This window comes from Streptomyces sp. NPDC048415, from assembly GCF_040651675.1.
Taxonomy (GTDB): domain Bacteria; phylum Actinomycetota; class Actinomycetes; order Streptomycetales; family Streptomycetaceae; genus Streptomyces.
Genome location: NZ_JBEZKJ010000131.1, coordinates 1 through 19,184 on the forward strand (window position 1 = coordinate 1; position 19,184 = coordinate 19,184).

At 67.9% G+C, this 19,184-nt stretch carries 24 protein-coding genes and 6 pseudogenes; 9 read left to right on the top strand and 21 right to left on the bottom strand.

Annotation, left to right across the window (positions count from 1 at the left end; genetic code table 11):
* A partial coding sequence (locus tag AB0D27_RS41445; RefSeq protein ID WP_362519762.1) for a zinc-binding dehydrogenase occupies window positions 1–456 on the top strand: 456 nt, incomplete at its 5' end.
* Between the two features lie 309 nt (window positions 457–765).
* Here AB0D27_RS41445 and AB0D27_RS41450 read toward each other — a convergent pair.
* From AB0D27_RS41450 to AB0D27_RS41460, 3 genes are read right to left on the bottom strand one after another with little or no spacing between them, the layout of a single operon-like run.
* Window positions 766–1,185, bottom strand: coding sequence for an arsenate reductase ArsC (locus AB0D27_RS41450; protein WP_362519765.1), 420 nt, complete (start codon window positions 1,183–1,185; stop codon window positions 766–768).
* A gap of 30 nt (window positions 1,186–1,215) precedes the next feature.
* Window positions 1,216–1,947, bottom strand: coding sequence for an aquaporin (locus AB0D27_RS41455; protein WP_362519768.1), 732 nt, complete (start codon window positions 1,945–1,947; stop codon window positions 1,216–1,218).
* Window positions 1,944–2,318: a metalloregulator ArsR/SmtB family transcription factor gene (locus AB0D27_RS41460; protein ID WP_362519771.1), complete on the bottom strand. Its 375-nt coding sequence runs from the start codon at window positions 2,316–2,318 to the stop codon at window positions 1,944–1,946. Before AB0D27_RS41460 ends, AB0D27_RS41455 begins: the two co-directional genes overlap by 4 nt.
* Window positions 2,319–2,423: 105 nt before the next feature.
* Here AB0D27_RS41460 and arsM point away from each other — a divergent pair, with 105 nt between their 5' ends.
* Window positions 2,424–3,317, top strand: a complete 894-nt coding sequence (arsM, locus tag AB0D27_RS41465) for an arsenite methyltransferase (RefSeq protein WP_362519773.1) — start codon at window positions 2,424–2,426, stop codon at window positions 3,315–3,317.
* Window positions 3,318–3,426: 109 nt separating this feature from the next.
* Here arsM and AB0D27_RS41470 read toward each other — a convergent pair.
* Window positions 3,427–3,825, bottom strand: a pseudogene (locus AB0D27_RS41470) (SDR family NAD(P)-dependent oxidoreductase); the annotation flags it as partial.
* Window positions 3,826–3,828: 3 nt separating this feature from the next.
* Between AB0D27_RS41470 and AB0D27_RS41475 the strand changes: the two are divergent.
* Window positions 3,829–4,170 (top strand): DUF4267 domain-containing protein, encoded by a 342-nt coding sequence (locus tag AB0D27_RS41475; RefSeq protein WP_362519776.1) that lies wholly within the window; start codon window positions 3,829–3,831, stop codon window positions 4,168–4,170.
* Between the two features lie 7 nt (window positions 4,171–4,177).
* Here the strand turns inward: AB0D27_RS41475 and AB0D27_RS41480 are convergent, their stop codons facing one another.
* From AB0D27_RS41480 to AB0D27_RS41490, 3 genes are all read right to left on the bottom strand, one after another.
* Window positions 4,178–4,609: a transposase gene (locus tag AB0D27_RS41480; protein WP_362519779.1), complete on the bottom strand. Its 432-nt coding sequence runs from the start codon at window positions 4,607–4,609 to the stop codon at window positions 4,178–4,180.
* Between the two features lie 229 nt (window positions 4,610–4,838).
* Window positions 4,839–5,702 carry a sugar nucleotide-binding protein gene (locus AB0D27_RS41485; RefSeq protein ID WP_362519781.1) on the bottom strand — a complete coding sequence of 288 codons (864 nt, stop codon included), beginning with the start codon at window positions 5,700–5,702 and terminating at the stop codon, window positions 4,839–4,841.
* Window positions 5,703–5,903: 201 nt separating this feature from the next.
* Window positions 5,904–6,680, bottom strand: a complete 777-nt coding sequence (locus AB0D27_RS41490) for a hypothetical protein (RefSeq protein WP_362519784.1) — start codon at window positions 6,678–6,680, stop codon at window positions 5,904–5,906.
* A 16-nt stretch (window positions 6,681–6,696) separates the two neighbouring features.
* Between AB0D27_RS41490 and AB0D27_RS41495 the strand changes: the two are divergent.
* Window positions 6,697–6,902, top strand: a pseudogene (locus AB0D27_RS41495) (DUF899 domain-containing protein); the annotation flags it as partial.
* A 272-nt stretch (window positions 6,903–7,174) separates the two neighbouring features.
* On the opposite strand, the gene AB0D27_RS41500 reads toward AB0D27_RS41495, so the two are convergent.
* On the bottom strand, window positions 7,175–8,287 hold the full coding sequence (locus AB0D27_RS41500) for an ABC transporter substrate-binding protein (RefSeq protein ID WP_362519786.1): 1,113 nt from the start codon (window positions 8,285–8,287) through the stop codon (window positions 7,175–7,177).
* A gap of 310 nt (window positions 8,288–8,597) precedes the next feature.
* On the opposite strand from AB0D27_RS41500, the pseudogene AB0D27_RS41505 reads away from it, so the two are divergent.
* From AB0D27_RS41505 to AB0D27_RS41515, 3 pseudogenes are all read left to right on the top strand, one after another.
* Window positions 8,598–9,082 (top strand): annotated as a pseudogene (locus AB0D27_RS41505) (DNA polymerase III subunit alpha); the annotation flags it as partial.
* A gap of 519 nt (window positions 9,083–9,601) precedes the next feature.
* A pseudogene (locus AB0D27_RS41510) lies at window positions 9,602–10,358 on the top strand (alpha/beta hydrolase).
* 176 nt (window positions 10,359–10,534) lie between these two features.
* Window positions 10,535–10,811, top strand: a pseudogene (locus tag AB0D27_RS41515) (transposase); the annotation flags it as partial.
* Window positions 10,812–10,847: 36 nt separating this feature from the next.
* On the opposite strand, the pseudogene AB0D27_RS41520 reads toward AB0D27_RS41515, so the two are convergent.
* The 6 genes and pseudogenes from AB0D27_RS41520 to AB0D27_RS41545 all read right to left on the bottom strand — a co-directional run.
* Window positions 10,848–10,963: pseudogene (locus AB0D27_RS41520) on the bottom strand (repressor LexA); the annotation flags it as partial.
* Window positions 10,964–11,064: 101 nt separating this feature from the next.
* Entirely contained in the window at window positions 11,065–11,331 is a 267-nt protein-coding gene (locus AB0D27_RS41525; protein WP_362519789.1) for a DUF4235 domain-containing protein, read from the bottom strand.
* Window positions 11,332–11,335: 4 nt separating this feature from the next.
* Window positions 11,336–11,785, bottom strand: a complete 450-nt coding sequence (locus AB0D27_RS41530) for a DUF3618 domain-containing protein (protein WP_362519792.1) — start codon at window positions 11,783–11,785, stop codon at window positions 11,336–11,338.
* The gene (locus tag AB0D27_RS41535; RefSeq protein WP_362519793.1) at window positions 11,782–12,153 is read right to left on the bottom strand and encodes a phage holin family protein; all 372 of its coding nucleotides are present in this window, start codon (window positions 12,151–12,153) and stop codon (window positions 11,782–11,784) included. Before AB0D27_RS41535 ends, AB0D27_RS41530 begins: the two co-directional genes overlap by 4 nt.
* 517 nt (window positions 12,154–12,670) lie before the next feature.
* On the bottom strand, window positions 12,671–13,123 hold the full coding sequence (locus AB0D27_RS41540; protein ID WP_362519796.1) for a phosphatase PAP2 family protein: 453 nt from the start codon (window positions 13,121–13,123) through the stop codon (window positions 12,671–12,673).
* Window positions 13,124–13,305: 182 nt separating this feature from the next.
* Window positions 13,306–14,349, bottom strand: coding sequence for a YihY/virulence factor BrkB family protein (locus AB0D27_RS41545; RefSeq protein ID WP_362519799.1), 1,044 nt, complete (start codon window positions 14,347–14,349; stop codon window positions 13,306–13,308).
* A gap of 202 nt (window positions 14,350–14,551) precedes the next feature.
* Here AB0D27_RS41545 and AB0D27_RS41550 point away from each other — a divergent pair, with 202 nt between their 5' ends.
* A complete protein-coding gene (locus AB0D27_RS41550) occupies window positions 14,552–15,148 on the top strand; it encodes a PIN domain-containing protein (RefSeq protein WP_362519801.1) in 597 nt (198 codons plus the stop codon).
* Here AB0D27_RS41550 and AB0D27_RS41555 read toward each other — a convergent pair.
* The 3 genes from AB0D27_RS41555 to AB0D27_RS41565 form a co-directional block, all read right to left on the bottom strand.
* Window positions 15,106–15,477: a fic family toxin-antitoxin system, toxin component gene (locus AB0D27_RS41555; RefSeq protein WP_362519804.1), complete on the bottom strand. Its 372-nt coding sequence runs from the start codon at window positions 15,475–15,477 to the stop codon at window positions 15,106–15,108. The genes AB0D27_RS41550 and AB0D27_RS41555 overlap by 43 nt on opposite strands.
* Window positions 15,474–15,779, bottom strand: coding sequence for a hypothetical protein (locus AB0D27_RS41560; RefSeq protein WP_362519807.1), 306 nt, complete (start codon window positions 15,777–15,779; stop codon window positions 15,474–15,476). The genes AB0D27_RS41555 and AB0D27_RS41560 overlap by 4 nt, the downstream gene beginning before the upstream one ends.
* A 383-nt stretch (window positions 15,780–16,162) precedes the next feature.
* Window positions 16,163–16,414, bottom strand: a complete 252-nt coding sequence (locus AB0D27_RS41565) for a hypothetical protein (RefSeq protein WP_362519810.1) — start codon at window positions 16,412–16,414, stop codon at window positions 16,163–16,165.
* 851 nt (window positions 16,415–17,265) lie between these two features.
* Here AB0D27_RS41565 and AB0D27_RS41570 point away from each other — a divergent pair.
* A complete protein-coding gene (locus AB0D27_RS41570; protein ID WP_362518965.1) occupies window positions 17,266–17,469 on the top strand; it encodes a cold-shock protein in 204 nt (67 codons plus the stop codon).
* Window positions 17,470–17,495: 26 nt separating this feature from the next.
* Here the strand turns inward: AB0D27_RS41570 and AB0D27_RS41575 are convergent, their stop codons facing one another.
* From AB0D27_RS41575 to AB0D27_RS41590, 4 genes are all read right to left on the bottom strand, one after another.
* Window positions 17,496–18,041, bottom strand: coding sequence for a transposase (locus AB0D27_RS41575; protein WP_362519813.1), 546 nt, complete (start codon window positions 18,039–18,041; stop codon window positions 17,496–17,498).
* Complete coding sequence (locus AB0D27_RS41580) at window positions 18,038–18,217, bottom strand: hypothetical protein (RefSeq protein WP_362519816.1); 180 nt, start codon at window positions 18,215–18,217, stop codon at window positions 18,038–18,040. The genes AB0D27_RS41575 and AB0D27_RS41580 overlap by 4 nt, the downstream gene beginning before the upstream one ends.
* Complete coding sequence (locus AB0D27_RS41585) at window positions 18,156–18,296, bottom strand: transposase (protein WP_362519822.1); 141 nt, start codon at window positions 18,294–18,296, stop codon at window positions 18,156–18,158. The genes AB0D27_RS41580 and AB0D27_RS41585 overlap by 62 nt, the downstream gene beginning before the upstream one ends.
* Window positions 18,297–18,428: 132 nt before the next feature.
* Window positions 18,429–18,989: an AAA family ATPase gene (locus tag AB0D27_RS41590; RefSeq protein ID WP_362519819.1), complete on the bottom strand. Its 561-nt coding sequence runs from the start codon at window positions 18,987–18,989 to the stop codon at window positions 18,429–18,431.
* Window positions 18,990–19,184: the final 195 nt, after the last annotated feature.

Below are 19,184 nucleotides of genomic sequence, written 5' to 3' on the forward strand. Positions count from 1 at the left end.
GAGGACGAGGACCTGGTGCAGCGTGTGGCTGAGATCGCAGGACCGGCCGGCGTGCACAAGGCCATCGACTGTGTCGCGGGCCATGTGGGTGCCCAGGTATCCCAGGCATTGGCCCCGGGAGGAGAGGTCGTGATCTACGGCGCGCTCTCTACCCATCGGCAGACTGACCCGGCAGCGCTGACGATCCCGCTGCAGGCACGCTCGGTTATCTACGAGACCAAAGCAGTCCGTGGCTTCTGGCTGAACCGCTGGTTCGGCACTGCCTCACCTGCGGATGCCTTGCGCGCGCTATCCGAGGTTCGCAGTCTCGTCGCTGATGAAGTGCTGAGCATCCCCGAAGGCCAGCCGTTCCCACTCGAACGCTTCACTGAAGCCATCACGCTCGCCGAAACACCCGGACATGGCGCCAAACCACTCTTCGTCTTCGAAGACGGCCGGGACCAAGACGACAGGTAGGACGCGGCCCGGCCGGTACTGGCGGCGGTTCGGCTGCGGCGGGGCAAGGCCGCCGCCGCCCCCGGCGCCGCCCAACTCGGGCAAACCACACTGCTCGGACGGCACTTCAGCGCCGGATGGGGATCCCGCGGCGAGCTGGCATACCGCCCCGTCCAGCCGGACCTGATCGCCGAGTTCGTCACCGACACCGCCATCGACGCAGGCCGCTATCGCCACCCGGTCCAATGCGTACGGCTGCGCGACGACCTCACCCCGCAGCAGACGCCGCCCTTCACCGTCTGACCGACGCCCTCCCGGGAAGATCACCGGTCATGTAGTGGCCGGGATGCCGAGTTCGGCGAGCAGGCCGCGCACGCGCTGCTCGATCACGTCCCGGATCGGGCGTACGGCGTCGACGCCCTGGCCGGCAGGGTCATCGAGCTGCCAGTCGAGGTACCGCTTGCCGGGGAAGACCGGGCAGGTATCCCCGCAGCCCATCGTGATGACCACGTCGGATGCCTGGACTGCCTCGTTGGTGAGGATCTTCGGGGTTTCGGCGGAGATGTCGATGCCCCTGTCCTTCATCGCGTCCACGACGGCCGGGTTCACGGTGTCGGCGGGAGCCGATCCGGCCGAGCGCACCTCGACCCGGTCACCGGCGAGGTGGGTGAGAAACGCGGCGGCCATCTGGGAGCGGCCGGCGTTATGGACGCAGACGAACAGCACGGAGGGATGGGCGGTAGTGCTCATGGCAGGTGTCCTTGCAGACGGGAGGGGTGGTCAGGAGGAGGCGAGTTCGGGCTCACCGTGCGGGACGACGACGGCTGCTGTGCGAGCGGGATGTCCATACACCACCGCCACGGCGCCCAGTCCGAGCGCGGCACCGAGCAGTTGGGCCGCGATGAACGGGGCGGCGGAGGCGGGGGCGATCCCGGCGAAGGTGTCGGTGAAAGTACGGCCGACGGTCACCGCGGGGTTCGCGAAGGAGGTGGAGGAGGTGAACCAGTAGGCGGCCCCGATGTAGGAGGCCACGGCAGCCGGGGCCAGGGCCGCACGGCCGATGCGCTCCAGGCCGAAGATGACCAAGATCAGTCCGGCCGTGGCGACGACCTCGGCCAGCCACAGGTGCCCGGCAAAACGGTCGTGGGTGGAGAACTTCACCGGCGGTCTGGCGAACATGGCGTTGGCCAGGATCGCGCCGCCGATCGCCCCGGCCACCTGCGCGGGCACGTACGCGGCGACCTCCCGCAGGGTCGGCCCGGTGCTGTGGCGGCGGCCGGTGAACCAGGCGGCGAGGGTGACGGCAGGGTTGAAGTGTGCGCCCGAGACCGGTCCCAGCAGCGTGATCAGCACCGCCAGGCCGAAGACGGTGGCGAGCGAGTTGGCGAGCAGTTGCACGCCGACGTCGTGCGACAGCTCGGCGGCCTGGATGCCCGAGCCGACGACGACCGCCACCAAAAGGCCGGTCCCCACAGCTTCGGCGGCGACGCGGCGGCCGAGAGCGGCGCTCACGCGGTGGCGCCGGCGGTCTGCGGCGTGGTCAGGAAGGCGGCGAGCCGGTCCAGGACGCCGGGCAGCACCCAGTAGTACACCCACGTGCCGCGGCGCTCGCAGTCGATGAGGCCGGCCTGCCGCAGCAGCTTGAGGTGGTGGGAGATCGTCGGCTGGGACAGCTCGAACGCCGGGGTCAGCTCGCAGACGCAGACCTCGCCGCCCTCTCCGCGCGAGGCGATCATCGACAGCAGCCGCAGTCGCACCGGGTCGCCCAGCGCCTTGAACACCTTCGCCAGGTCCCCGGCGCGTTGCTCGTCCAGGGGCGCGGCGGCCAGGGCCTCGCAGCAGGCGGCGTCCTGACCGATCACCTCAAGCTCTTGTTTCGACATGCCTCTATGTTGACGTTTTTCGATCCAGGACGCAAGGTTGCATCAATGAACGTCAATACAGGCCGTTCCGGGGCACCACCACGCCCCGTCACTCAGGAGTGAGTCATGAGCGAACAGTCCACCGACCTGCGCGAAACCGTTCGCCAGCGGTATGCAGCCGCAGCCGTGAAGGTCACCGAGGGCGGCACCGCCTGCTGCGGAGCCCAGCCGGTCGAGGTCGACGAGAACTTCGGCTCCACCCTCTACGCCGCCGACGAGCGCGATGCCCTGCCCGCCGAGGCCCTCGCCGCTTCCCTCGGCTGCGGCAACCCCACCGCCGTCGCCGAACTGCGCGCCGGGGAGCGGGTTCTCGACCTCGGATCGGGCGGCGGCATCGATGTCCTGCTCTCCGCCCGCCGGGTCGGCCCCACCGGCAAGGCGTACGGCCTCGACATGACCGACGAGATGCTCCAACTCGCCCTGGCCAACGCGGAGAAGGCAAGCGCGACGAACGTGGAGTTTCTCAAGGGCACCATCGAGGCCATCCCGCTGCCCGGGAACACCATCGACGTGGTCATCTCCAACTGCGTGATCAACCTGTCCACCGACAAGCCGGCCGTGTTCGCCGAGACCTTCCGCGTACTGAAGCCCGGCGGCCGGATCGGAGTCTCCGACGTCGTCGCCGACGACACCCTCACCCCGGACCAGCGGGCCGAGCGCGGTGACTACGTTGGCTGCATCGCCGGCGCGCTCTCCTTCGCCGAATACCGCGCGGGCCTGGAAGCCGTCGGATTCGCCGACGTCGAAATCACCGCCACCCACTCCGTCGCCAACGGCATGCACTCGGCCATCGTCCGCGCCACCAAACCACTGACCACCGGCGCCTCCCCGGAGGCGGTGGAGTCGTCTGACGCCTGCTGCGGCGTCAACGCGTGCTGCACCCCGGCCGAGACCTCCGTCGATTCGGCCCTGACCGTCACCGAGGCCAAGTCCGCGTCGGGCTGCACCTGTCAGAACTGACACCACAAGCTCGGGGCCCTCCATCTGAAGGGCCCCGAGCACCTTCAGTCGCGGACAACGGACAGCATCAAACCCTGTCCAGTGCGGCGTCACCCTGCCTGCCGGTTGATCACTGCGCCTGGGCGAGCCAGACCGCGTCGGGACCGGCCGGGAATCGCAGCTGGCCGGTCGTGTCGTGCACAGCTCGCCACACCGCCTCGGCGACGTCGCTCTCCTTGGTGAACAGGTCCTGGCCCGTGAAGTCGCCCATGGCCTTCATCGCCCACGGTGCGTAGGGCGCCGGGACCAGCTCGTCCAGGGAGGCGCCGTTCGTCGCGTTGGCTGCGAAGTTCGTCGTCAGGCAGGCGCCCGGCTCAACCGTCATCGCCTGCACACCGAAGGGCGCGAGTTCGAGCGCGAGGGATGCGGTGAACCCCTCGATGGCCATCTTGCTCGCCTTGTAGACGGCCGAGAGCGGCATGTGGCCAAGCACCACGCTGGAGGTCACGTTGACCACCACGCCGGAGCCACCGTGCTCGCCGGACTGATCGGCGTTGGGCATCATCTTCGTCGGCGCACGTGCATTCTGGGCGCCGCAGGCCGCGGCGGCACACCGACCGAGGACCGCAGCTTCCAGGCATGGCTGGCTGTCAAGGCCGTGCGCGACATAGCCTCCGGGCTCTTCATCTTCGTCCTGCTGGCCGACGGGCCACCCCACCTGCTGGGCTGGTTCATGCTGGCCGCCACCGGCATACCCGTGGGCGACGCGTTGATCGTGCTGCGCAGCAACGGGCCCAAGGCGGCCGTCTATGGCATCCACGGCGCCACCGCAGTGGTGATGCTGGCGATCAGCGTGCTCCTCCTCGTCGCGTAACCGCTCGTCACGCCGCCTCGGCGGGGTATTGCGTCCATTGACGGATGGGTGAGTCGGGTGCGGAATCCGACTTCGACTCGGCGCGGGCGTTGCGCCAGCGGACGTAGGCGGCGATGGGCGCGTTCTGCTCGTCGTGGCTGCGGTGATCGGTGCCGTTGAGCGCGAAGTAGCGCAAGGCCGCGAACTCGGCCCCGATCCAGTTCAGCCAGGATCCGTAAGTCGGGAGGAAGACCAGCTCGATGTCGTTGTCGGCCACATAGGTGCGGAGCTTGGCGTGCTTGTGCGGGGAGAAGTTGTCCAGCACCACATAGAGTTTCTGGCCGGGCCAGCGGGCGCGCAGGGCCTTGAGCAGGTCGAGGAACTCCCGCCACCGCTTGCGCGGGGGATCCGGTACAGCTTGCCGGTCGACGCTTGCCGGTCGACGGATCGAGGGCAGCAAGCATGTGCCTCACACCGCCGTAGCGGTTATAGGTTGCCCCGCAGGCGGCGCGGACGCCGCACCGCCCCGCTCCATGCGGGGAGGGTAGCCGGAGCGGCCAACTGGCGCTGAGCATGGCCATCTAACGCTGAACGTCACACGCAGTGTGACCTCCAGCGTCAGGGGGCCAGAGACGTCGGGATGTCCGCTGGTGAGCGGCCAGTGTTCAGCGGCGGTTGGCCATTTTTGCTCAGGGATAGTTGGCTGCCGCGGTCTCGACTTCGGCGCGGCCGTCGCCGCTAAGGAACTCGCGGGCGCCGCGGAGCCTGGTCCGCAACCGCTCCTGCGTTGCGCAGCTGTCGAGGCGTACGTCGAGGGCCCCAGGCAGGGAGGTGTCGGCTCGTCGCCCGGCGGGCAGCCGAGCGCCGTCAAGTCCTTGGCGCCAGGCGATGAGCACACCGAGGTCGTGACGGCTCAGGGCGTCCGACCCGGCGAGGTGGAACACCCCGGCCGCGTCGGACAGTGCGACCTCCCACAAGGCGGCGGCCAGGTCTTCGACATGTACCGGGCAGCGGATGTCGTCGGTGAACAAGACCCCGTCGCGGGCGCCGCCCGCAAGGGCGTGCACCGTGCGCTCGTGCACGGATCGGCCGTGTCCGATGATCAGAGAGGTGCGTGCGACGGCAGCGCCCGGCACCAGGAGCCGCACCGCCGTCTCGGCGGTGGCCTTTGCGGCGCCGTATGGGGTGACCGGGTCGGGCAGGCAGCTCTCGTCGTAGCGGACGTGCGCACCAGAGAACACCGCGTCGCTCGAGACATGGACCAGACGGCAGCCCTGCTCGACGGCGGCCAGTGCCACGCGGACCGCCCCGTCGGCGGTGACCGCCCAGTCGGACTTGCCGCTCGACGCGTTGACCACGACCGAGGGTGCCACGTCGGCAATCACCCTGGCGATACCCGAAGAGTCCCGGACGTCCAGTGGATGCCAGGCGACACCCGAGGCCCTGCCGGGCCGGGAGGCGAACGTCGCGGCCGTCTCATGCCCCGCCACGGTGGCCTGGCGGACCAATTCGGTGCCCAGGAATCCGCTGCCACCGATGATCAGGACCGTCATGGACCGACACGGTAGCGAACGCGGGAACGGTGGTGGGCTGGGTCCCGGCATCGCCTACGCGCGGTCGAGGCACAACTGCCGAGGAAAGGTAGCACTGCGACTTTTGGGCTGACCTGGGGCACTCGCTGCGTCGGGTCGCTCGGCCTGCCAAGCGGATCGATTGTGTTGACGCTTCCCAGGTTCTTCGACCCCCGAAGGCAATCAGAAGTGCCGGCTCTCCGCCCCGGGAAGGCAGGGCTGGTCCGGCCGTCTGAAGCGGCTGCACAGCGGGCACCACTCCTCGTCCCGCCATACGCGGGCCCCCGCTTGTCGTACTGCCTCGACTGCGGCTGTCAGGTTCGCGTCCTGCCGGGCGAAACAGCACGCGACCCAGACGTCCTCGTCGCCCCACCACTTGTGGAGCTCGAGGTGAATGGCGGTTCCGTCGTTGCTCCACCATTTGTCGGCGGGCCCGGTTGCCTCAGCATCGAGGGTCGGAAAGCCGTCATCGTCGACGGTCGGTTCCTGGCCGGGTTCCGTCGCGATGCCCAGGCTCACGTGGGGCCAGCCACGAACCTGAGCCAACTGGGCATGGGCCTCCAGGCGCTGGCCGACGCTGCTGTTGATGACCCGGGGCTGCTCCGCGAGCGTCATGACGGTACGCCCATCGAGGAGGACATCCACGCCCCAGGTCTGGTCACCATCGGTGAGACCGGGGAAGCCCCAGCCATCGATGCTTGGGTAAACGGTGGCCGCGCCGTCCAAGCCATGATCCATGCCGTTGGAGCTGAGGAGCGGGTACCAGAGGCCGCCGTAGCGGCCCTCGAAACGGATCATCGCCTCAGTGGCCCCGGCGGGAACCGGCGCCTTGCTCCCGTCAGAAGCTTCCGCGCGCGCCGATTCGCGGATCCGATCAGCGGACATGGACGGGCCACGCCGTGCCCGTGCCAGGAGCGCCCGGACGCGGGGCGACAAGGACGGGTCATCGAGGATGTGCACGTCAACAGGCTAGTTTGGCAACGAGCCGGTCAACAGGTCCCTCGGCCAGTCGACATGACGCCCTACGGCCGCGGCGAGGCGTGGGAGGACAACCCCGAGGGCTGGCCCGTGATCGGCGATGTCGGCGAGGGGCACCCGTCCGAGGGCCGCCAGGCCTGCTGGTACTGGCGCTCGGACGCCGACGGCGTCGCCACCTGGAGCCCGACCAGCCGGCCCGTGCCGCTCGACCCCGGTCCGACGATGACCGGCGGGCAGTGTGCGCTGCTGGCGCAGCTGCTCCCGGCGGCGGGGAGCACCGACGGGCGCGGTGGCAGGCCCGAGAAGTGGGACCGGCGCCTGGTCCTGGAGGCGATCTCCCAGTTCACGGACGCTCTCTCAGAATGCGGTCGGGGCCCCTGCCGCGAAGCTGAGAGCCCGTATTAACACGTAGCCAGGTAGACAGATAGACAGCCTCAAGTTCGGACAGATCTGGGCAGTCGGACCTCTGTGCTCTCTCAGCCGGCGTGAAGGATCCGAAAGCGATCGGGTTCCGCCGGATCTCGATCAACGACTTGGATTGGCGTCCAAGCCCATTGCCAAACGCTGATGCCTGGCGTGCGGGAGAACTGGATCTGCCCGCGGGTGCCTTCGACTGCAACGCGCGGCCAGGATTCGGCAATGCGCGCCCGGTCCGCGCCGTGAGAACGCAGCACATCCGCGAGGACGGCGACCGTGTCGTAGCCCTCGAAGGCGACGAATGAGGGCGCTTCGGCCAGCCGCTCGCGGAGGGCCGTCTCGACTCGTGCACCGAGTGGGCTGAGGCGCTCGGGCAGGTAGCGCAAGAACGGGATCGCGGCACTGTCGTCGCCCAGCAACGTCGCCCATTCGGCGAACTCCGGTTGCCCTGCTGGAGCACCAATCATGATCTCGGCGAGGCGCTGGTCGCGGCGGACAGACTTGACGATCGACACTGCCGGCTCCGGGTGGCCGACCAGAAGAAGGAGGGCTGTCGCGCGATTGTCGACGAGTTCGTCGCACACGGCCGTGGGGGCGAGCGTGCGCATCTCCAGTTCGATGACGGTGCCGCCGCGTGGAGCGAGGTAGTCCCGCAGAATGCGGGCCCCAGATGCCCAGTAGACACTCGACTCGACTGCTACGGCGATTCGACTGTGGCCCGCGCTGAGGAGGAAGTCGGCGTAGATCTGCCAGCCGTGGGACTGCGCCGGGGCGAGGCGCGCGACCCATTCCGTTGGCTGTTCGGTGAGCGCGTCGAGAACCGCTGACGAGCAGAGGAACGGCAGGCCGAGGGCGTCGGCCCTGGCGGCAGCGGCGCGAGCGACGACGCTGTGATACTCCCCCGCCAAGGCAGCCACGCCCAGGCGAGCCAATTCCTCTACGGCCGCCGCGGCCCTCTGTGGATCAGCCGCGGTGTCTCGGACCACCAGCTCGAGTGGTCTTCCGACGATCCCGCCGGCGTCATTGACTTCGCAAACGGCCAGCTCGAGTCCAGCGAGCAAGTGTTTGCCTGCCTCGACCCAGCCAGGCCGAGTTAGCGGAACGAGAGCGCCGATCTGGACGGATGGTCCGTCAGTCCGCTCCGCTCCAGAGGGCGATGGTGGCGCGTTCATGCGTGGGCGTCTCCCGTGTGACGATTCGGTTGCTGTGTGCCCGGATCGCAGAGTGGCAAGGCCTCGTAGTGCGCGTTCATCTCATCTCGCCGTGGCGGCCGCACCTGAGTGACCATGCCGGACATTGCATCCACCACCATCGCCAACAGGCAACCGATTATTTGTTCGCTGAGCTGCCAGGCTTCAAGACACCTCTCCATCGAGGGCAGGGGGCTTCGCCCAGGGCCGTCGACCCAGTGCGCCTGACGTACATGTCCGTGACGCACTATCGCAGGTCAACAACGTCCCGAAGCGAATCCCGGTCGGTCGAGAGAGATTTCTCAGCGAGCGCCGTACGTCGTTGCCGGACATTGACCTCGATGTGGCGTCCGAGCGGCGGCTTGAGGTCTACGACAAGATCATTGACCGGTCCGGGCGAGAGCGGACCGCGGTCACCGGCATGCCCGAGACCTACCGTGCCCGGCACGCCCTCAGGGAACCGGGCTCGCCCTTGGCCTGCTGCCCCAGATCGTGGGCGAGATCGCCAAGAACTTCCCACATATCCGGACCCGGGACATCCGCGCCGCCTTGGTCGAACTGCCAGAGCTGCGGCAACTGGCAGTCCGAGCAGGCAAGTTCGGGCCGCTGTGGGAGCCCGCCGAGGGCCTGACGCGCTGCCGCGCGGCTACGCCATGCACCCGTGTGGGGTGGGTGAGCATCTCGAACGCATCGCCGCTGGACCAGCTTCCAGTGCAGCCGACCCCGGCCGGCTACCCGATGGTGCAGGCCGACAAGGAGGACGCGGATTTTCTGGGGGCGAAGCGGTTGCCGTGGAATCTGTCTCACGTTGATGCAGCTCAGCGACCTGATAGCTGAGTCTATGCATCACGACACCTGTGGTGCTACCGCTCGATCCGGTGGTTTGCTGGCGAGGAGCGACTGTTGGCGTTCATCCGCGGCCACATCGGCATCGACGGCCACGACGCCTTCCACCTGCCCGACCTGGGCGGCAGCCACCGACCGCCGCGCGACCCGGACATCCGCGACGACTGATCAGAGGCAGTTCGTCGACCGCAACCCCGGCTGAGTGCGTCGGAAACTGTCGCTCACGTTGGAACGTGTGGCCGGAACACAGAGTTGGTCGGCAGGAAAAAGGGTTGGGCGGGACGACGTGCGGGCTGATAGTTTCCGGGAGTCCGTGACAGACGCGAGGAGGTGAGACCCATGAACGCAGTGTCCATGTGGGTGCTCCCCCTATTCTTCACGGTCGGGCGATTGACGTAGGTGTCGCCGGGAGCGCCTCAACAACAAGGCAATCCCGAAAGGCAACAACCTATGCATTTCACCTCGGAGACATCGTCGAACGGTGTCATCGAACGCAGCTTCACTCTGGATGAGGTCACCGGCGTGCTCTGGTCACCCGCATCCGGCTCCGACGGTGCGCCCCTGATCCTGATGGGTCACAGCGGCGGCATGCACAAGAAGGCACCGGGAATCCTGGCCCGTGCCCACCAGTACGTGACCACCTGCGGTTTCACCGTCGCCGCCATCGACGCGCCCGGACACGGCGACCGGCCGCGAAACGCGGAGGACAAACAGTGGGTCGCCGCTCTCCTGCAGGCTCGGGCGGCAGGCGAGCCGATCGGCCCGATCGTCACCGACTTCAACGCCTCACTGGCGGAGCGTGCCGTGCCGGAATGGCAGGCAACCCTGGACGCCCTCCAGGCACTGCCCGAGATCGGCACCGAAGCGCCGATCGGCTACGGCGGCATGACGTTGGGCACCGCGACCCGGGCTGATGTTGACGGCAGTCGAACCCCGCATCACCGCCGCGGCCTTCGGTGGGGTGCTCGTGTACGAGGCCCTGACCGAGGCTGCGAGGCAGATCACCATCCCGATCGAGTTCCTGCTCCCTTGGGACGACGAGGAAATCGACCGCCAATCCGGTCTCGCGTTGTTCGACGCCTTCGCCTCGAAAGAAAAGACATTGCACGTCAACCCGGGCAGGCACAACCAGGTGCCCAGCTTCGAGATCGACAACTCGGCCCGGTTCTTCGCCCGGCATCTCGGCCGGGTCGACACACCGGCCTAAGTGACAGGTATCGGCGTCCGGCTTCGAGCCAGTCGCCGATAACGCTGTCACATTTCGTCAGAGCGTCCGGCAATCGATAGCCGCACGATCCGGAACACGTCGAGCATGGCCGGGTCCGACTTCAAGATCACCTTCCGGGATGGGTCGTGGGTCCGGCTGACGACCACTTCGTCGGACGGTGCCCGGAGGATCGCGGCTCTCCTTTGTTAGAGGTCGCTTGCACTCGGACCCGGACCGCCGAGCTCCGCCGGCCCTGGGAAAAGCCCACTGCCCCCGACCGGCAGACCACCGCCCCGGTCAGCCGGGGGTTCAGGAACATCCGCGCGTACCTGGGCAGACCGGCCCGGGTTCCCAAACCCCGTGGCACCGGCCCGGTCGGCAACCTGGCACCAAGAACTGGCACCCGCATCACGCTACGGCGTCGGCAAGACCGTCACACGCGCCGAGACCCTGGCAGAATTTCACTCGCTCCGAAGACAAAGATCACGCTTAGAGCAGGCGCAGGACGCCGACGACCTTCCCGAGGATCTGCGCCTCCTCGCCGGGGATTGGCTCGTACGCGCGGCATTGCGGGTCATGAGCCACACCCGCCCGTCCTGCCGGCGCAGCACAGGGCGTGGCCCGAGGAGGGGTCCGGTCCCGGTCCCCTCCACGCTCGGTGGTGGTGAGTCCACCTGCTCGCAAAGCTGCTCAACTTGATGCGGCGTCAGTCGGGCCAAGTGCCGGTCAGACGGCGCGTCGCGGCGGCGCCGGCTCGGTCGACGGCGGCTTTGACCGCGGCGAAGACCGCTCCCTGCAGGGTGGCGGCGAGCAGCACCTCACGCCAGGTACGGTCCTCGTCGGTGGCATCAGGGGCGTCCTCCTCATGACCGAGCACCTTCCACGCCTGCTTGAACACCGCGCCGGCGAGCATGCCGCTGACGGCTCCCAGGGCGAGACCGACCGGCTTGTAGGCGATCTTCGATGCTTTCACCGGCTCACCCCTTCCGGCGGCGGCAGACCAGCCACACCGCGACGGCCACGCCCGCGGCCGCCAGCAGCCAGTTGTGGTAGTCCCGTGCCGCCTGCGCTGTCTGGGCGGTCTTCTGCCGCACCGGTTCGGGCGCCTTTTCCTCCCATAGACGCCCGGCCTGGCCTGCCTTGGCTCGGGCTTGCTCGGCGGCCTGAGCTGCCTTGTCCTTGACCGGGTCGGGAACCTTGTCCTGCACCTGGTGCGCGACGTCAGCGGCCTTGGCCTTGAGCTCTCCGGCCCTGACCGCGGCGTGCTGTTTAACCTCGGCTGCCTTCTCCTGGGCGCGGGCCTTGACGTCGGTCTTGGCCGTCAGCGCCTCGACCGTCTGCCCGAGCTCCTCGCGGGTCTGCTCGACCTGCTCACGCAGTTCCTCGGGGCTCGAAGGGGCCTGGTCATCCTGAGGCGGCTGGATCATCGGTGTGCACTCCCCTTGATCTCGGCCACGTCGGCCTTCACGCTCTGGATCGTCTGCTCAGGCGTGGGCGGAGCTGCCTGGCTGACCTGCTTCTTCCCGGTCAGGGCCATAGCTGCAGCAATCGCGCCCAGCACCGCGGTCACGATCAACGCGGCGGTCCATACGGGCAACGGCACCGCCAAGGCCGCAATGGCGGTGGCTACCAGGGCCTGCAAGGCCAGGAAGCCGACAACTCCGGCGCCGCCGAACAGTCTGCCACCCTTGCCGTAACGCTTGCCCTTTTCCTTCATCTCCGCCTGGGCCAGCCTCAGCTCGCCGCGCACCAGCTCCGTCAGCTGCTGCGACGCCCGCTGCACCAGCTCGCTCACCGGCTCCGCCCCGGAGCCATGTGTATCCCGGCCGGGTCCGGTGTGGGGTGACTGCACACTCGACACGATGATCACCTCCCGTCTTCCTGGTACGTGTCGGCCGGGCTGCGTCAGGGCGCTCCGGCCGCCTGCGCGGAGGCGAGTACCCCACACAGACCAGTTCAGGGCAGGCCGCCCGAGGACAACCCGCTTACGCGACACACAGGGCTGGCCACGGCTCGGCGCCCTGATGGGCACCCGCCTCGTGTTGTCTGTCGTGAAGGAACCCCCCATCGTGATCGTCGTCGCGTGTCTGCTGCTGCCGACGGTGGCATTGCCGCTGTATGGCATGGATCGCATCGAAGACCGGCTGCCCCGGAAAGCCGCAGACCCCCCGGCCATGCCCGAGCCCGACCTCTGCGGCTGCTCCGTGGAGGCGCCGACGACGCCGCGCACGCGCAGACCGAGCGACGCCGGCGACTGGATGCGGCCCAGCCTTCCCCGCGCCGGACAAACCATCAGGGCGCCCCCGCGCTTGCTATCGCCAGTGGCGCAGCAGCAGGCGCCGGGTATGCCGGGTGAGCCAGGCGCTGGCCATGCCGATCGGGGCGCCGGCGGCGACATCGTTGGGGTAGTGGGCGCCGCTTTGAACCCGCTCGACGGCCACCACCGCTGCCGGCACGGCGCAGACTGCGCCCGCCAGCGGCCACGACGGGACGACGGCGACGCTGAACGCCACCGCGGCCGCCGTGTGCCCGGAAGGGAACGGGGACGAGTCGGGACGGTCGTCGACCTCGCCGTGCGGGATCCATTCCTTGGGCGGCCGGGGCCGGTCGGCCAGCTGCTTGCACACGCCGTTGGACACCACCTGCGCCATCGCCATCGCCGCAAGCCCCGCCACCGCCGCCCTACGGCCCCGCCAGCCGCCCAGCCAGGCCATCACCGCGGCGGCGCCGCACCACAGATTGCTGCCTTCTGTGGCCTCTTCCACTGCCGACAAGGAGCGTGTAAGGCCGGGCGAATCCCAAGACGCCATCCGCTTCGTGAAACGGCGATCACCGTCACCCACGCCTGCCAGCAATCTCATTACCTGCAAGTATCCCCAGCAGGCTGGGTCCACACGCCATGATCGGAGCAGACGTATCGGTCAGACGTATCGGTCAGACGTATCGGTCAGGCGTCTCCCGGACGGCGCCGGTCCTGCTCATCCCACTTCCTGGTGTCGCGCGGCTGCGTATACGGCTCCTCGTCCGGCGGGAGTCCACCGAGAATCGCCCGCTGCCGCACGGTCTCGGCGTCGAACTCCAGCCCGAGCAGGATCGCCAGGTTGGTGATCCACAGCCACACCAGGAAGACGATGACACCGGCCATCGTGCCGTAGGTCTTGTTGTACGACGCGAAGTTGGCGACGTAGAACGCGAACCCGGCGGAGGCGATCATCCAGATCACCAGGGCCAGGAAACTGCCCGGGGTGATCCACCGGAAGCCCTTGACCTTCGCGTTCGGACTCGCCCAGTACAGGAGCGCGATCATGACGGTGACGAGGACGACCAGGACGGGCCACTTGGCGATCGACCACACCGTCAGCGCGGTGCCCGCGATACCGAGGGCACTGCCGGCCTGGCGGGCAAGGCCACCGGTGAAGACCACGATCAACGCGCTGATCACTGCGAGTACCAGCAGTACGACGGTCAGCCCGACGCGCACGGGAAGGATCTTCCACACCGGACGGCCCTCGGGCATGTCATAGACGGCGTTCGCCGCGCGGATGAACGCCGCTACATAGCCCGACGCCGACCACACTGCCACCACCAGGCCGACAATGGCCACGATCGAGCCGATGCCACTGTTGCCCTGCATCTGCTCCACAGCCCGGGTGATGATGTTCCGGGCTGATCCGGGCGCGAGCTGCTTGAGGTTGTTCAACACCTTGTCCGTGGTCGACTTGCCGGTAAGTCCCAGGATCGACACCAGCACCAGCAGCGCCGGGAACAGCGAAAGAATCCCGTAGTACGTCAGCGCCGCCGCCCGGTCTGTGAGCTCATCGTCCTTGAACTCCCGCACGCTGCCCTTGAGCACCGCGCGCCACGACCGCTTCGGCAGCTTGGTCGGCGCATCCGGCGCCTCCCGCTCCACCTCGGGCCCCGGGCCGACCTCCTCCGACGCCTCATCGCCGCCGTGGTGTTCTTTTCGTCCTGGAAGATGCAACTTCGCCATACCTGCCGAGTACCCCCTCGAGCACCCTTACGCCACCGGACCGCTGCCGTGGGCACTGGCTGGATGCAGGGCTGGCGCAGGGTGGGGGCGGCAGTCAATGGACTGCCTTCGGACCGGTGCAGGAATTGCGCACCCTCTACATGGAGTTGGCCAACGACTGCGCCGGACGCAGGGCCGGTTCACCAGCCACCAGGTCAGAACAGTGGTGCTGGACACCAACGACCTGCTGCACTACATGCGCTTCGACAAGATCCCGTGGAAGCGGCTCTTCGGACCTGGCACCTCCGTGATGATCCCGCACGTCGTGATCGACGAGATCGACGAGATCGACGAGATCGACAGGAAGTCGTACGACACCAACGACACCGGGGTCCGGAAGCGGGCGCGCGGCGTCTTCGCGCTCCTGGAGCAGACGCCCGCCCGGATCGAGGTCGACGCCCAAGCGATGGCGAGCGGGGACACCATCGTCAACGTCCTGCTGGACGAACCCGGTCACGTGCGGCTGCCGAACAACGACGCCGAGATCGTCGCACGCGCCTGCCACCTGCAGCAGGCCATCGCACCGATCCCGGTCACGGTGGTCACCGGAGACAACGGGATGCGGGCTCGTCGCGCTGTCCTGGGGACTGAAGGCCCACGTCCTGGACGAGAAGTACAAGATCGAACGGCCGAGTGCCCTGGAGAAGGCGGAAAACTGGCAGGCCATCACCTTCGCGGTACCCGACGACGAGGAGTAGACCGCCCTACGCGGGCACGTCAGCTCGTGGACCAAGAGCGGAGCTGGGCGGCGATCTCCTGAACCCGGGCGCCCTTGTGCTTGGCGCGCATGACGAGCGCGAGGGCTTCCTCCGGTTCGTAGTGCATGGCCTGGCCGTTGGTGTTGAGGAACGTCTCGGCGACCAGCCAGGCAAAGAACTCGTTCTTCTTCTCCAACGGCTCATGCAGCGCGACTGTCTCCAGCATGGCCGCGGCCTTGAGCCAGTCGCTGGCGTACACGTCGCGGCCCATGTAGTGAGCCTGGACGCGGGCACAGACGGCGTCCAGGACCCCCAGGTCGAGACAGGCGGGGTCTCCAGGGAGGGATTGGGCGATCTGCAGAAGTTCTTGCGGGGTGAGGAACCGCGTCACGCGGCGTGACCGTGCTGCTGGATCCCGTGCAGGTCGCGGCTGCCCATGGGCGCAGGGTCAGGCCAGGCAGCGGCGGTACTGGAGTCGACTGCGGGCGTCTCCTGGGTGGCGAAGACCTCAGCGAGCTGCGCGACACGGTCGCGGGTCTTGCCCAGGGCCTTGAGGAACGGGTCGTCGGCGGCCGCAAGCGCGGCGTCCCGCACGAAGACCTCGGGGGACTTGCCCACGAGCTGGGCCGCCTTTTCGACGCGCGCATACTCCTCGGGGTTGAAGGGCGGCACCTGGGGTCCGTTCTGCTCCATATGAGGGACGGTACCAGCGAGCCCGCCCTTCAGCCGAGGAACCGGTGATCCCCCTTCACCGCTGTTCGTGGTGGGTTCGCCGCTGATGCGGCGACGCGAGGACGGGATGCTGGGCGATCTCCGAGTGGTACGCAACGCCCAGCGCGCTCGGTGGAGCCGCGGTGAATGTCGCCAGGCCGACACGAGCCACCCACGCCGCTCCCCGCCTGCCATGAACGCCCTCCCCCTCCGGCAGTCCCCGACCACCTGGTCCCGCCACTGCAACGTTCATGCCTCCAACCGCTGCAATCCGTTGTGCGGGCCGGTTCAGTCTCGGCCCTGGCCGCGGTGAGAGGCGATGGGAGCGGTACCGGCCTGTGTCGCTCAGGCGAGGCCCAGTGTGCTCAGTGCGGTGGTCCAGTCGTTGTTGTTGCGGTAGTCGTTGGGGTCACCCCCAGCCGAAGGCTGATCAAGTGGTCGTACTCGGCATCCCCCATACGGCCGGTGAAGCCGTAGCAGACGGCGTTCAGCTCCTTCTCCTTGCCCGTGACGGAGGTGGACAGACGGATCCCGGCGGTGTAGCCGCCCTTCCGGCAGATCGTCCACTTCAGGTTCGCCTGGGTGACCGCCGGGGAGACCGCGCCCGGGGTGCACACCGGATCCTCCAGTGGCTCCCCCTTCTTACCGGTAGCGGCAGCTGCCCGCCGTCGGCTGCCGCTACACCGTGTAGCTCCTGTTCGGGCCCGCCCTCACCGCGATCGCCCGCCCGGCCGCCCCGCCCTTCGCCGCCGTACCCGACGCACCCGCCACAGGGCTCCCGCTCCCCTCTCCGCCGATCCGCCGAGCCGCCGAGCGTGACGGACGAGCAGCCCGCGAGCAGCAGGCAGCTGAGCAGCACGAACAAAGCAGCGCGGCGGGCGGAACACATGACGACGCCTCACAGACAAGCGATGGCTGAGCAGATGCTGCCCAACCTGACTGCCGCCCTACCACGCGGGAGCCAGTGCGAAGGCGCACGGACGGCGCGCTCGACACAACGCCGTCGGCCTACAACGCGCGAACCCACCCCGCCTACTGCGGGATCTAGCGTATCCGCGCGGCGGGCAGGCCTTGCACCGCATCTCCCGTCTCCCGCAGGGAGCGGGACGACATCGAGGGGTCCGCAGCAGATGTCAGGCCTCCTCGATGCGCCGCCAGGTCAGTGGCCTGGAAAGCGGTTGGCTTCCTGCAGCTCCAGCAGGGGCAGGTTGAGGCCTCGGGCATCCTCGCCCGCGGACAGCACGACGTGGGTGAGCTCGAGCATCGCATTCACGGTGGCGTGCGTCCTGAGGGCTGGAAACCGCTGCCCGAGCGGGCGTGCTTCAGGCAGTCCCCCGGCACACGCTGCCGAGTGGCTGATTCTCCGTTCACGGCAGGTGACCGATCACGCCTCTTCTGTCATATGCGCTGCTCAGAGGCGGTACCGTAGCTGCTCAGACAGCGCTCAGTTCCTCTAAAGGAGACCGGCATGGCAACAGGCAAAGTTAAGTGGTTCAACGCAGACAAAGGCTTTGGCTTCATCGCGCAGGACGACGGCGGCCCGGACGTGTTCGTCCACTTCTCCGCCATTCAGAGCACCGGCTTCAAGGAGCTGTACGAGGACGACAGGGTCGAATACGACGTCACCCAGGGACCGAAGGGGCCTCAAGCAGAGAACGTCGTCAAGCTGTAGTCCTACTCGGGACTAGAGCAGCTGAGCTAGGGCGTGTACCGAATGTGCTGGTCACGGCCACTCATTATGGCTGCGATGAGGACGGTCGCTTCGTATCGGACCGCAAGCTTGTCGTTCTTCGTGGCCATGGCCCGGTGTCGCTTGAGGCGGTTGATGCCGCACGCAACCGCATGGCGCTCGCGGTAGTCGATCCTGTCGAACTTCGGCGGCCGGCCACCGCGCGAGCCGAACTTCTTGCGGTTCCGGGCCTGGTCCGCCTTGTCTGGGGTCATGCAGCCAATACCGCGCCTGCGTAGATAGGCACGGTCCTTGCGGGAGGCGTACACCTTGTCGGCGCGGACCCGGTTCGGATGCGTGCGCGGCCTGCCCGGGACCGGGACGGGAGACGCGGATCTTTCCAGGACGGCTTCGAACAACTGCGGAGAGTCCCCTCGCTGCCCGGTAGTGATCACGATCAACATCGGCTTCTGGCCCTGCTCGACGGCCAGATGCAGCTTGGTCGTCATACCGCCGCGCGAACGTGCAAGGCCGTGGTCGTCCGGCTCGGTTCCGAACACCGCCGGGCGGCTCATCTTGCAGATCCCCTTTTCCGCGCCCCGGCGGCGTGCTGGTGGGCCCGGCACACGGTGGAGTCGACATTGATGTCCCAGGTGATGAGTTCCTTGGCGTCCGACTGGACCTGCAGTTCAGCAAGGATGCTCTGCCAGGTGCCGTCCCGCTGCCAGCGGCGGAAACAAGTCGTACACACGCCCCCAGGGGCCGTACCGCTCCGGGACGTCACGCCACGGGATGCCCGTGCGGGTCCGAAACCGTATGCCGTCGATCAGCTGCCGCCTCGTTCATATTGGCGGACGTCCCGGCTTCTTGCCCCCGGACAACAAGCGCACCAGCCGGTCTCACTTGGGTATCCGTCAGATCTCCGCGCGCCACCTGGCGATCATCGCAGAGGCTGATCGACTTCACAGCTTGGAGGCCAGACCGGTCACAGACAGGATCGCTTCGACTGTCTCTTCAACCGACTGCGCAGCGTTGTCGATCCAGGTTCCCTGCTGCCCGAGCTCGGAGCGTATCGCCTTATCCAGCGGCGACCAGTCCGTGGCCAGGGCCTTCTCCCGAGCCTGGTTGCGCCGCCACGCCACTGCCGGGCCGGGAGCCAGGATGACGATGTGGAGCGGCACGGCCGCCAGCGTCGTGCGGTAGAAGTCAAGGTGGGAACGGCGGACCACAACATCATCGAGCACCGGGATGAAACCGGCCCGCACGAAGCTGTCCGCCAGAAGGCACGCGTTGCGGGCCCGCAGGAAAATCTGCCGGTCGGCTTCCGGGTTCGCGACCGGCGAGGGCCATTGCCCACCCCTGACGATCATCTCCTGGAGTGCGTCCACCTCGATATGGGCCGACATCCGGAGCCGCCCGGCCAGCGCAGCGGCCACCGTGGACTTCCCACTCCCGGGGATGCCGGTCAGCAGGACAGCCCCGGCCGCCGGCTCGCGGTCGATGGGCACCAGATCCAAGCTCATAGGAGTTCTCCAAGCACAAACGATCAGGACCTTGGGAGAGTACGCGCTGCCCCATCGTTCGCCGAGTCAGCGAGCCCTTGAACCACTTTCGACACACGCCCTAGTACTGCAACGGTGCTTGCTCTGAGTGCTGGGCAGTTTTCAGGGGCTGTGTCCGCGTCGTTTGTAGTGACTCAGGCGGGCCTGATACTGGCG